Here is a 12,160-nt window from a genome sequence, read left to right as displayed (position 1 = left end):
GGGCATCGCGGGGCGTTTCGGCTTCGGCTGCCCAGAATCGCACGGTGGCTGCTGTCCGGAGAGGGCGGTTGGGCGAGACCTCGGAGCAGGGCCGCCGCTCAGGCGGCTTGGCTTTTCTCCGCGAGGCACGAGGCCGCTGGGGCCGGCTGTGCGAAGAACCGTGGCTGACCGGGCGGCTGAATGAGACCGGCTGATCCGCTTGGGGTCGTGGGTTTTCCAGCGTGTACGGGCCGGTGCTCGACCGGCATGGCGAACAAGGCGAAAGAAGTTGCTCGGGAGCCATTCCGACGTGCGGCAGGAGGGGGCGGGATCGGCACTGGCCGCCAGGGTGCCGCCCGCCTCTCCGCAGGCGATACCGCACTGGATTGAATAGGAATTAAAAATCAGCTAACATCGCAGCGATCCGGATCGGTCCGAGACGATCCACTGATGCCACAGAGACGTGGAGGGCATTGTGTCGTTCAGCGATGATGAAGAGGTGCGTCGTTACATCGGCGGCATCTTCGAAACAGCGTTCAAAGACGAGGAGATCGGCCCGAAATTGGCCGATACGGGACTCGTACTCAAGTTCGCATTCACGGAGCCGGATTCCGTCCTGATCGTCGACATGGTGGGGCAGCGCGTCCACCAGGACGCCGAGAGCTCCAGTCCGGGCGCGACGATGTCGATGAAAGGCGAGACCGCCAACGCCTACTGGCAGGGCAAGGTCAATCTGCCATTTGCCATGGCGAGGGGACGGATCACCGTCGACGGCAACGTCGCGGACCTGTTGAAGCTTGCTCCGATGGCCAAGAAGCTCTATCCCGTATACATCGAAAACCTGCGCAATGACGGTCGTGAGGATCTGCTGGTCTGAGGGTCCTGGATGGCTTGGGGCGCTGGTCCGGCGCCACCGCGATGTGATTCGCGACGGCAAGCATCGCAACACCGGACGGCGGCCGTCGCGGACCGGCTATGCGGCGGATTGATGGACGGACGATTTCGAGAGGCGGATTCCCATGTACCCGGGTACTCACGCGCAGCAAACCCCCGACAAGCCCGCCGTCGTCATGGCGGGGTCGAAGCGGACACTGACCTACCGTCAGTTGGATGAGCGTTCGGCGAAATTCGCCGCCGCGCTGCGCGATTCAGGTCTGAACCGGGGTGATGTGCTCGCACTGCTGTCCGAGAACACGCTCGAATGTTTCGAGGTGTACTGGGCGGCGATACGATCGGGCCTGCACATCACCGCGATCAACCGACACTTGTCCGCGGACGAGGTGGCTTATATCGTCGCTGACAGCGGAGCGCGTGTCCTGGTGGTGTCCGCGACGATGCAGACCGTGGGAGAGCAGATCGTACCTTCCACTCCTCGGGTCGAGCGCCGTTTCGCCTTCGGCGGTGCGATACCGGGCTACGAATCCTATGAGCAGGCGCTGGAATCGGCGCAGCCGGTACTCGACGATCAGCCGCGAGGCGCCGAGATGCTGTACTCCTCCGGTACGACGGGCCGTCCCAAAGGCGTGAAACAGCCGCTGCCGGAACGGCGGGTAGACGAGGCCGGGGACGTACTGCTGCCGCTGGTCCAGAAGTTCTACGGAGCCAGCGACGAGGACGTCTATCTCTCGCCGGCGCCGCTCTATCACACAGCCCCGCTGCGTTGGTGCGGTGTCTTCCACTCCCTCGGAGCCACCGTCGTGGTGATGGAGAAATTCGATGCGCAGCAGGCGCTGGCCGCGATCGAACAGTACCGGGTGACGGTGACCCAGATGGTGCCGACCATGTTCGTGCGCATGTTGCAGCTGCCGGAGGAAACCAGGTCCGCTCACGACCTCTCCTCGCTCAGGGTCGCGGTCCACGCCGCGGCACCGTGCCCGGTGGAGGTGAAGCGCCGGATGGTCGAGTGGTGGGGCCCGATCGTGCACGAGTACTACGCCTCGACCGAAGCGAACGGCATCACGTTCATCGACACCCAACAGTGGCTGCGCAAACCGGGTTCGGTCGGCCGCGCCGCCCTGGGGACCATCCACATCTGCGACGACGACGGGGATGAGTTGTCCTCCGGTGAGGTGGGGCTGGTCTACTTCGAACGGGATGAGCTGCCGTTCGTATACCACAACGATCCGGCGAAGACGAGCTCCGCGCAACATCCCCGGCATGAGAACTGGACCTGTGTCGGTGACATGGGCTTCGTGGATGAGGAAGGATATCTGTTTCTCACCGACCGCAAGGCGTTCATGATCATCTCCGGTGGGGTCAACATCTACCCGCAGGAGATCGAAGACGTTCTCACGCTGCATCCCAAGGTGCACGACGTCGCCGTCATCGGTATCCCCGACGCCGAGATGGGCGAGCAGGTCAAGGCGGTGGTCCAGCCGGCGCAAGGCGTCGATGCCGCCCCGGGACTCGGTGCCGAGCTGGTCGACTACGTCCGCGAGCGCATCGCCCACTACAAGGCACCGAAGAGTGTCGATTTCGTCGACGATCTGCCGAGGACGCCGACGGGCAAACTGCTCAAACGTGAGATCCGCGATCGTTATCTGTCCCCGGCGACCGCTTGAGCCAGGTGAGAGGAATTTACATGACCACCACACAAACACAGCGCGACTACGATTCCTTGCCGGTCTCTTCGCTGTCCTTCTGGGCGGCGACCGCGGAGGAACGGGAGACCACTTTTCGCGAACTGCGCGAAAAGCGCCCCATCAGCTGGCACCGGCCACTGGAAGGCTCACTCATGCCGCCGCAGCAGGACGGTATCTGGGCAGTGGTACGCAACGAGGACATCCGGAAAGTCAGCAAGGAACACGATATCTTCTCCTCGGCATACGGAGTGCAGCAAGAAGAGGTGCCGGACGAGATTCTGGACGCGGCGCAGTCCTTTCTCGGTATGGACCCTCCGCGGCATACCCGGCTGCGCAAGCTGGTCAGCGCCGCCTTCACGCCGAAACAGGTGGTGAAGATCGAGGAGCAGATCAAGAACCAGGCCACGCGGATCGTGGACGGTCTTCTCGATGCCGGTGACTGTGATTTCGTCCAGCAGGTCTCCAAGAAACTGCCGATGTGGACCATCTACGAGATGATGGGACTGCCCATGCAAGAGCGGGAGAGCGCCGCTCATGCCGCCGACGGTATGGTCTCCTGGGCCGACGAGGAGGTCGCCGCCGGACGTGAGCCCGGGACCGTGCTCAATGATTCCCTGGTGACGCTGCTCAGTATCGGACTGGAATTCGCCGAGCACCGCAGGGCACATCCCGCGGATGACCTGATGACCAACCTCGTTCAGGCAGAGGTCGACGGCCAGCGGCTGACCGACGAGGAGATCGGCGCCTTCTTTGTGCTGCTTTCCGTCGCGGGCAACGACACGACTCGCAACACCATCAGCCTCGCGACCAAGGCGTTCAGTGATTTCCCCGATCAGCGGGCGCTGCTGCTCGAGGACTTCGACGGCCGTATCGGTACCGCCATCGAGGAATTCGTGCGCTGGGTGACTCCGGTGATGACCTTCCGCAGGACGGTGGTCAAGGACGTCGAGCTGCACGGGCAGCACATCTCCGCGGGAGAGTGGGTGGTCCTCTTCTACTCCTCGGGCAATCGCGACGAGCGCGTCTTCACCGACCCCTACCGTTTCGATATCACGCGTAAACCCAATCAGCATGTCGGTTTCGGTGGCGGTGGAGTGCATTTCTGCATGGGCAACATGCTGGCGAAGACACAGCTTCGGGCGATCTTCGACCAGCTGCTGCACCGGGTCCCGGATCTCGAAGTCGGGGAGCCCAGCTATCTGGTCGGCAACTTTGTCCGCGGTGTCAAGTCGATGCCCTGCACGATCGGCTGAACATCGCGGCGGCCCCGGCCGAGTCTGCGAAGCAGGACAGACCCTCGGGAGGCGGGCTTCTCGCCCAGGAGGAGAACGTGATTCCAGCTGATGATCAAACGGAGATGAGCAGTACAGAGCTGCGCAGGGTGTTGCGTGTTGCCGCGGCCGAACTTCATGACGGTGTCGCCCAGGAGCTGTTCGCCGCGAGCATGGATGTGGAGGAATCGGCATGCGCTGCGGGCGTCCCGGCCGGTGTCGCGGATCAACTCGGTCGTATCGCCTCGAACCTGCACAAGAGCTCCCTGGAGCTGCGGGGACTGCTGACGGGCATGCTCGAAGGCAATTTGCCGCGGCAGAGGATGACGGTCGTGGACCGGATCCGCGCCTGTGTCGAACAGACGGCCAGTCGCGGGGACCTCACGGTCGACGTCAGACTTGAAGGGGCTGGGCCGGATCCGGGGCCTGACGGCGCCGAGCTTGTCGTGCGCACCGCGCGGGAAGGCATCGCGAACGTCGTCAAACACGCCGAGGCGAGCGAGGCACTGGTGACCGTGCGCAGGGGCCGTGCGTGGTGGACGATCCTCGTCGAAGATGACGGTACCGGTGAGGCCGCGGCGATCCGCGCGACACTCAGCAGGTCCGCGGGCCTGAAGATCGGGCTCGCGAGCCTCACCGCGGAAGCACAGCGGCTCGGAGGGCGGTTGTGGCTCTCGTCAGCGGGGCGGCTCGGTGGGGTCGGCCTGAGCGTCTCCGTGCCGACCGCGGCGACACCTGAACGCCTGTGAAGGATCCTCGCACGCCCGCGGGTTCCTCAGACACTCGAACCGGGCCGCCCCGCGCGTCAGCTCCAGGACAGCCCGGTCCGGTGGTCAGCCCTCCAGCTCACGGCCGATGATTTCCTTCATGATGGCGGTCGTACCGCCGTAGATGGTTTCGATCCTGGTGTCCAGAAACGCCCTGGCAACCGGGAACTCCGCCATATAGCCGTATCCGCCGTGCAACTGCAGGCAGCGGTCGACCACCCGGCTTTGCAGTTCGCTGACGTACCATTTCCCCTTGGCTGCGTCGACCGCGGTCAGCTCACCCTCGTTGAACGCGAGCGCGGATCGGTCGACATAGGATTCGGCGACATCGATCTCGGTCGTCATCTCGGCGAGTTCGAACCGGACGTGCTGGAATTCTCCCAGCCGCTGACCGAAAGCCTGCCGGTCGAAGCAGTATCGCCGGGTCTCCTCGAAAACGGCGCGGCAGGTGGCGATCGCCTTCGCCGATACTCCGAGGCGTTCTCTCGGCAGATGGCTCATCAGATGGTGTAGGCCCCTTCCCTCGGTACCGAGCAGGTTCTGTGCCGGTAAGCGCACATCCTCGAAGAACAGTTCCGCCGTGTCTTGAGCGGGCAGGCCGATCTTGTCCAGTTTCCTGCCGCGCCGGAACCCCGGCATGTCCCGTTCGACGACGAACAGGCTGAATCCTTTGGAACCGGCCTCCGGGTCCGTTCTGGCCGCCACGATCACGGCATCAGCCATGATCCCGCTGCTGATGAAGGTTTTCTGGCCGTTGAGTATCCAGTCGGCGCCATCCTTGCGTGCCGTAGTCCGGATGCCCCGCAGATCGCTTCCCGCTCCCGGCTCGGTCATGGCCAGCGCGCCGATGAGCTCCCCGGTGGCGAATCCGGGAAGCCAGCGCCGCTTCTGCTCATCGGTGCAGAGGTCGAGCAGATAGTGCAGCACCAGGTCGTCCTGTAACGATATGGTCAGCGCGAACGAGAGGGCATGGACGCGGGCGATTTCCTCGGTGACCACCATGCGGTACCGATAGTCGGGCTCTCCCGCTCCACCGTATTCCTGTGGGATCTGCAGCCCGTAGATGCCGTATTTGGCCGCCTCGGAGAACACGGAGCGGTCTATCCACCTGTCCGCCTCCCACCTCGGATGGTGCGGAACGACTTCGCGGGCGAGGAATTCGCGCACCGTCTCCCGGTATGCCTCGTGATCGTCGGTATACAGTCGCCTCCGCACGCGCTCACCCGAGCCGTTCGATGATGGTGACGTTTGCCTGCCCACCGCCTTCGCACATGGTCTGCAGGCCGTACCGTCCTCCGGTGCGCTCCAGTTCGTGGAGTAGGGTGGTCATGATCCTGGCACCCGAGGCACCGAGCGGGTGGCCGAGCGCGATGGCGCCGCCGTTGACGTTGGTTCGTTGCGGGTCGGCCCCGATCTCCCGCAGCCAGGCCATGACCACGCTGGCGAACGCCTCGTTCACCTCGAACAGGTCGATGTCGTCGGCGCTCAGTCCTGCCTTGGCCAGTGCCCGCCGCGTTGCCGGAAGCGGGGCGATCAGCAGGTTTACCGGATCGGCGCCGAGTACCGAAAGGTGGTGGATGCGCGCCCGTGGTGTCAAACCGTGCCTGCGGACCGCTTCGGGGGAGGCGATCAGCAGTGCCGCCGAAGCATCCGATATCTGACTGGACACCGCGGCTGTCAGCCTGCCATCGGGAACCAAGGTCTTCAGCCCTGCCATCTTCTCCGCTGTGGTGTCAGCCCGTGGTCCCTCGTCCTGCTTGATACCGTCGAGCGGTGTGATCTCCGCGTCGAAGCGTCCCTGCTCTTGGGCCTGCACGGCACGTTGATGGCTGCGCAGGGCGAACTGCTCCATATCGGAGCGCTCGAATCCGAACTGCTCCGCGATGGTCTCCGCCGAGTGGAACTGGCTGATCTCCTGCTCGCCGTACCGGTCCTTCCACCCTTGTGATCCTGACCAGGGGTCCGTGGCGCCGTACGGTTCCCCGGCGACGAATGAGCTCAAAATAGGAAACTGACTCATCTTCTGGACGCCGCCGGCGATGATCAGGTCGTCGGTGCCGCTCATGACCGCTTGCGCGGCGAAATGCACCGCCTGTTGTGAAGAGCCGCACTGCCGGTCGATCGTGACCCCCGGGACGGTATCCGGCAGGCCGGCGGCAAGCGCGCTGGTACGCGCGATGTCCCCCGCTTGGGAACCGATCGCGTCGAGACAGCCGAAGATGACGTCGTCGACCGCGGCCGGATCGAAATCGCCTCGCTCGGCCAGGACCCTGATCACATGAGCGCCGAGATCGGCCGGGTGCGTTTGTGCGAGACCGCCGTTGCGCCGGCCGACCGGTGTGCGAACGGCGTCGACGATGTACGCCTCAGGCATGGCTACTCCTTCGGTGGAGATAGGTAGGACTCAACGAATTTAACATATATTCAATTATTCTCGCACCGGTAATGTGGACAATCCGTGCCGGACGATGCTTTGCGCTGTGGAAACGGTTTCGGTGATTGATCCCTGTCGTTCATCCCACCACTCCGGCATCCAGTTCAGCGCACCCATCACCAGCATTCGTGCCGCCCGGAGGTCCACATCAGGCCGGATCTCCCGCGCTTCCCGCGCGTCCTCCAGCAGCCCCCTCCAGAGCGCGATGTAGGCTATTCCGTCGTTGCGGAGCCGTTCCTGTATCGCCTGGGGAAGCTGGCCGATGTTCCGGGTCACGGCGGTGGCGAAGTCCGAGAGCTGTAGCTCGACCTGCAGGTGCGCCTGTACCGCGGTGCAGATGCGGTCCATCGGCGTCTTGCGCTCCGGCAGTGCGGCGAGCGCGGATTCGACATGCTCGCGAAGCCTGAGCTGGCCCACTTTCATGACCTCGGCGATGAGCGCCTCGCGGGACGCGAAGTAGTAATAGACGGCCGGAGTGCGCAGTCCGGCCTGTTCGGCGATGTCGGTCAACCGGGTGGACGAGTATCCTTTCTCACTCAAAATCTTCGCGGCAGCGGCCAACAGGCGGGACCTGGTTGTCGGCGCGGTTTCCATATCGACTACCTTGTTGCTTGGCACTGTGTCGTGGCGTGGTTCACGGCATGGAGTAGCCGCCGCTGATGGAGAAGACTTGTCCGGTCATCTGCCGCGCGGCGATATCGGAGGCGGTCCATACCACGGCATTGGCGACATCGGCGGCGGTTGTCAGCCTGCGCAGCGGAATGCCCTTCGTCAAAGACGCGATCTGCTTTTCGTTGAACACCGAGTCACGGCCCCCGGCCCAGAGGCTGCCCTCTCCCACGGCGCTCTCGCTCTCCGGCAACACCAGGCCCGGGCAGACGACGTTGGCGCGGATGCCGTGCCTGCCGTGTTCTTTCGCGGTCGTGCGGGCCAGGGCCAACAGGCTCGCCTTGGTCGCGCCGTACACTCCCTGCCGTACCTCGCCGAATGCGGCGTCGCTGGCGATGAACACGATCGAGCCGTGTCCGCTCTCGCGCATCGGCTCGATTGCGGCCTGGGTGCACTCGATGGCGGCGAACAGATTGACCTCGACCAGCCGCTGCCAGCGCTGGCGGTCGGTGTCCTCGGCGAGAAAACCAGGGACGCTCCAGCCCGCGTTGTTCACCAGCACGTCGACCCCACCCCACCGTTCGATGAGCTGTTCGACCACCGCGGTACTCGCCGACTCTTTGGTGAGATCGACGGCGGCCACTTCGGCTTCGGCCGCGCCGAGATCCAGGGCCTCGGCGCGGACTTTGGCTGCCTGCTCGCCATCGATATCGCAGATCATGACGCGGGACTCCTCGGCCGCGAAACCGTGCACGATGCCCCGTCCGATGTTCGATGCGCCGCCGGTGATCAGAACGCGAGCGTCGCGCAGGCCGAGATCCATTCCTTACTTCCTTGTCTGAGGAGGGCCTTCGGTTGACAAGGTCATGCTATCGAATTTATGTTCAATTTAAAATATGGAGTCGCTGGATGGAGTATGTGGATGAGGGTCTTCGACGGCATCGCCGAGCTATCGGCTGCTGCCGGTGAGCAACTGGGCACCAGCGACTGGATGGTGGTCGACCAGCAGCGGGTGAACACCTTCGCCGACGCCACCGGTGACCACCAGTGGATTCACGTGGACACGCAGCGGGCGGCGCAGGGTCCCTTCGGCACGACGATCGCGCACGGTCTGCTCACCTTGGGCTTGCTACCGACATTCCTGCACGAGATCTACCGTGTCGATAACGTCTCGATGGCGATCAATTACGGCCTCGACAAGGTGCGCTTTCCGGAGCCGGTTCCGGTCGGCGCGAAACTGCGTGCGTCCTCGAAACTGGCCGAGGTGCACCCGCTGGACGGTGCCGTGCAGGCGAAGCTGTCCACCACGCTCGAGGTGCAAGGATCCGAGCGGCCGGCCGCGGTGATCGAGTCGATCGTGCGGTACATCCAGTGAGCGCTCTACTCGCCGGGCGCGCGGCCGTCGTCACCGGTGCCGCGCAGGGTATCGGGTTCGCCATCGCCGAGTCGTTGTACGAACATGGAGCGAAGGTGGCCGTCGCGGACATGGATGGCGACGCCGCGGCCGGGGCGGCCGCCGCGCTGGGATCTGCCGCGCTGCCGCTTCGCTGCGATGTCACCGACGAAGGCTCCGTGGACGCCATGCTGAGTGAGGCTCTCGAATCGTTCGGCTCGCTGGACATTCTTGTCAACAATGCCGGGATAACGCGGGACTCCTCGCTGCGGAAAATGACCATCCAAGATTTCGCCGCGGTCATCGACGTGCACCTCAAGGGAAGTTGGCTGGGGATTCGTGCCGCCTCGAACATCATGCGGGACGCGGGCGGCGGATCGATCGTCAATCTCTCCTCGCTCTCCGGTAAATCCGGTAACCCGGGGCAGACCAATTACAGTGCCGCCAAAGCGGGCATCGTCGGACTCACCAAGTCGGCGGCGAAGGAACTGGCACACAAGGGTGTGCGAGTCAACGCCGTGCAGCCCGGGTTAATCCGCACGCCGATGACCGCAGCCATGTCACCGGAGGTTTTCGCCGAGCGCGAGGCCGCGATTCCGATGCGCCGTGCCGGTCTGCCGGAGGAGGTGGCGGGCGCGGTGCTGTTCCTGGCATCTGACCTCTCGAGCTACATGACCGGAGCGGTGCTAGAGGTCGGCGGGGGGCGATTGATGTGACGATGGGTGAACGCGAGCCGGGCGGGGATGATGTGCTGGCGCTCGACGAGCCGGATCCGGGTGTCGTGCGCCTGACCCTGAACCGCCCGCATCGCTCGAATGCGCTGACCGCCGAGCTGATGAGTGGGCTCGGCGGTGCGCTCGACCGGATCTCGGGCGACCCGGACGTCCGCGTGGTCGTGCTCGCGGGTGCGGGAACGGCGTTCTGCTCGGGCTTCGATCTCGAGGAGATCGAAGGCACGTGGGCACTACCGTTGCCTGAGTTGCTTTCCGCTCAGCAGAACTGGGCGTTGACAACCGCACGGCTCGCCGAGCTCGCGGTACCGGTGATCGCGGCGGTCGATGGTCCCGCGGTGGGAGCGGGCATGTCGCTGGCGTTGGCGGCGGACCTGCGTGTCGCGACGCAGCGGTCGAGGTTCGCGGCGGCATTCGTGCGGATCGGACTCTCGGGTGCCGATCTGGGACTGTCGTGGACACTGCCAAGGGTGGTAGGAAGCGGCGTGGCAGCCGAGCTGATGCTGACCGGCAGAGAGCTCGGTGGAGAACAGGCCGCGCGGCTGGGCTTGGTCAACAGCATCTGCGAACCGGAACTACTGCACACAGCGGCGCTGGAGCTTGCCGGCGAGATCGGAGCCAACAGCCCCTTCGGTGTCCGGCTCACCAAACAAGCGCTCCGGACCGGGCAGGATGCATCCTCGCTGCGTGCGGCGATCGACAACGAGAACCGCAATCAGCTGCTCGCTTCCAGAAGCGAGGATATGGCCGAGTCGATGGCCGCCCGGACCCAACGGCGAACGCCCGACTACCGGAATAGGTGAGGCCCGTGAAGGAACAAGGCAACGTGGTCGTCGCGGGCAGGATCGAGGACGCGGTCGGACACATCCTACTCGACCGGCCCGAGGCCATGAACGCCGTCACGGTGGAACTCGGGTCTCAACTCGAACGGGCGCTGCGGGAGATGTCCGAGGCGGTGAACGTGATCGTGATCCGCGGTGCCGGGGGCAATTTCTGTGTCGGAGGCGACTTCCATGAGCTCGAACGGTTGCGGGACCAGGGTAGGGAAGGCCTGCGCCCCCTGTTCGAACATTTCGGGCGTGCCTGTGCGGCGATCGCCGAGTTGCCCGTTCCGGTCATCGCGGCTGTCGAGGGTTATGCCATGGCCGGTGGGTTCGAGCTCATGCAGGCCTGTGATCTCGCTGTGGTTCGCGACGACGCGCGGATTGCGGACAACCATGTCAACTTCGGTCAGGTGCCGGGCGGGGGGAGTTCGCAGCGCCTCCCTCGGCTGCTCGGCAGGCAGCGAGCGCTCGGGCTGCTGCTTTCGGGGGAGCGGCTTACCGGAGCACAGGCGGCCGAATGGGGACTGGCCTACCGAAGTCTGGCACCCGAGCGTTTCGAACAGGATCTCGAAGCGTTCACGAAGCGAATGGCGGACAAGGATCGCGGCGCACTCGCCACGATCAAAAAACTAGTGTATCGGGGGCTGGAGCAGTCCCTGGCGGACGGTATCGCGGGGGAGCAGGAGGCCGTCGTGGAGCATGTCGGCGGTTCGGCGGCGCACGCCGGTATCGCCGCATTCAAGCGGAAGGGAGCCTGATATGGCCGAGCAACTGATCGGGTCCGGCCCAGTGCTGTTGAATCTCGATGACCAGGGGATCGCCTGGCTTCGATTGAACCGTCCCGATGCCGCCAACGGCATGAACGTAGAGTTCCTGCGGTCGATGCACAGCGCCATCCTGCGGGTGCACGGGGAGCCGAGGGCGCGGGTGCTGGTTCTCTCCGGTGAAGGGGCGCACTTCTGCGCGGGCGGTGATGTCCGGACGTTCGCTGACAAGGGTGAGCAGTTGCCGGACTATCTGCGGGAGGCGACCGCCTGGCTTCAGATCACCGTATCCGCGTTGACCCAACTGCGCCCGCCGGTCATCGCCTCGGTGCACGGCTTCGCTGCGGGGGGCGGCGGATTCGGGTTGGTCTGCGCCGCCGATCTGGTCATCGCCGCCGAATCGGCGAAGCTCATGTCCGGTGCGGTCCGGGTAGGCATGGCGCCGGACGCGGGTGCTTCGGTCACGCTGTCGCGGCTGGTCGGATTCCGCAAGGCGACCGAGATCCTGTTGACCAATCCGACCCTGACTGCCGCGCAGGCCAAGGAGATCGGCCTGCTGACCGCGGTCGTCCCTGATGGGGAGCTGGCGGCCGAGACCCGCGCCCTCGCCGGTCAGATCGCGGTAGGGGCGCCCCGGGCGATCGCGGAAACGAAACGGCTGCTGTGGCGCGGGATCGGGGCTTCGCTTGAAGAACAACTTCCGGAGGAGGCCAGAGTCGTCTCGACGTTGTCCGGTACGGCCGACTCCCGAGAAGGCCTGGCGGCAGTGCTCGAGCGCCGTCCGCCTGAGTTCACCGGAGCGTGAT

At 64.8% G+C, this 12,160-nt stretch carries 13 protein-coding genes; 9 read left to right on the top strand and 4 right to left on the bottom strand.

Annotated features, from left to right (window positions below; genetic code table 11):
- Positions 1-454: 454 nt before the first annotated feature.
- The 4 genes from AD72_RS18955 to AD72_RS18940 all read left to right on the top strand — a co-directional run bounded on the left by AD72_RS18955 (position 455) and on the right by AD72_RS18940 (position 4,581).
- Positions 455-856, top strand: a complete 402-nt coding sequence (locus AD72_RS18955; RefSeq protein WP_020497544.1) for an SCP2 sterol-binding domain-containing protein — start codon at positions 455-457, stop codon at positions 854-856.
- A 142-nt stretch (positions 857-998) separates the two neighbouring features.
- Positions 999-2,540 (top strand): acyl-CoA synthetase, encoded by a 1,542-nt coding sequence (locus tag AD72_RS18950; RefSeq protein ID WP_020497543.1) that lies wholly within the window; start codon positions 999-1,001, stop codon positions 2,538-2,540.
- A 20-nt stretch (positions 2,541-2,560) separates the two neighbouring features.
- A complete protein-coding gene (locus AD72_RS18945; protein ID WP_020497542.1) occupies positions 2,561-3,814 on the top strand; it encodes a cytochrome P450 in 1,254 nt (417 codons plus the stop codon).
- A gap of 104 nt (positions 3,815-3,918) precedes the next feature.
- Entirely contained in the window at positions 3,919-4,581 is a 663-nt protein-coding gene (locus AD72_RS18940) for a sensor histidine kinase (protein WP_020497541.1), read from the top strand.
- 84 nt (positions 4,582-4,665) lie between these two features.
- Here the strand turns inward: AD72_RS18940 and AD72_RS18935 are convergent, their stop codons facing one another.
- The 4 genes from AD72_RS18935 to AD72_RS18920 are packed head-to-tail and all read right to left on the bottom strand — an operon-like array spanning position 4,666 to position 8,465.
- Entirely contained in the window at positions 4,666-5,814 is a 1,149-nt protein-coding gene (locus tag AD72_RS18935) for an acyl-CoA dehydrogenase family protein (protein ID WP_031467863.1), read from the bottom strand.
- A 4-nt stretch (positions 5,815-5,818) separates the two neighbouring features.
- Positions 5,819-6,973, bottom strand: coding sequence for an acetyl-CoA C-acetyltransferase (locus tag AD72_RS18930; RefSeq protein WP_020497539.1), 1,155 nt, complete (start codon positions 6,971-6,973; stop codon positions 5,819-5,821).
- 54 nt (positions 6,974-7,027) lie between these two features.
- The gene (locus AD72_RS18925) at positions 7,028-7,627 is read right to left on the bottom strand and encodes a TetR/AcrR family transcriptional regulator (RefSeq protein WP_082469026.1); all 600 of its coding nucleotides are present in this window, start codon (positions 7,625-7,627) and stop codon (positions 7,028-7,030) included.
- 40 nt (positions 7,628-7,667) lie between these two features.
- Complete coding sequence (locus AD72_RS18920; RefSeq protein WP_031467862.1) at positions 7,668-8,465, bottom strand: SDR family NAD(P)-dependent oxidoreductase; 798 nt, start codon at positions 8,463-8,465, stop codon at positions 7,668-7,670.
- Positions 8,466-8,564: 99 nt separating this feature from the next.
- Between AD72_RS18920 and AD72_RS18915 the strand changes: the two genes are divergently transcribed.
- From AD72_RS18915 to AD72_RS18895, 5 genes are read left to right on the top strand one after another with little or no spacing between them, the layout of a single operon-like run.
- Positions 8,565-9,017, top strand: coding sequence for a MaoC family dehydratase (locus AD72_RS18915; RefSeq protein ID WP_031467861.1), 453 nt, complete (start codon positions 8,565-8,567; stop codon positions 9,015-9,017).
- Positions 9,014-9,751, top strand: coding sequence for a 3-oxoacyl-ACP reductase FabG (gene fabG, locus AD72_RS18910; RefSeq protein ID WP_020497535.1), 738 nt, complete (start codon positions 9,014-9,016; stop codon positions 9,749-9,751). Before AD72_RS18915 ends, fabG begins: the two co-directional genes overlap by 4 nt.
- A gap of 2 nt (positions 9,752-9,753) precedes the next feature.
- Entirely contained in the window at positions 9,754-10,569 is an 816-nt protein-coding gene (locus AD72_RS18905) for an enoyl-CoA hydratase/isomerase family protein (RefSeq protein WP_031467860.1), read from the top strand.
- A gap of 5 nt (positions 10,570-10,574) precedes the next feature.
- Positions 10,575-11,348, top strand: coding sequence for an enoyl-CoA hydratase/isomerase family protein (locus AD72_RS18900; protein WP_051898772.1), 774 nt, complete (start codon positions 10,575-10,577; stop codon positions 11,346-11,348).
- Between the two features lies 1 nt (position 11,349).
- Positions 11,350-12,159 carry an enoyl-CoA hydratase/isomerase family protein gene (locus tag AD72_RS18895; RefSeq protein ID WP_020497532.1) on the top strand — a complete coding sequence of 270 codons (810 nt, stop codon included), beginning with the start codon at positions 11,350-11,352 and terminating at the stop codon, positions 12,157-12,159.
- Position 12,160: the final 1 nt, after the last annotated feature.

This window comes from Sciscionella sediminilitoris (assembly GCF_000737195.2).
Taxonomy (GTDB): Bacteria; Actinomycetota; Actinomycetes; order Mycobacteriales; family Pseudonocardiaceae; genus Sciscionella; species Sciscionella sediminilitoris.
Note: the sequence above shows the minus strand (reverse complement) of the source record. Positions and strands in the feature narration are given on the sequence as shown.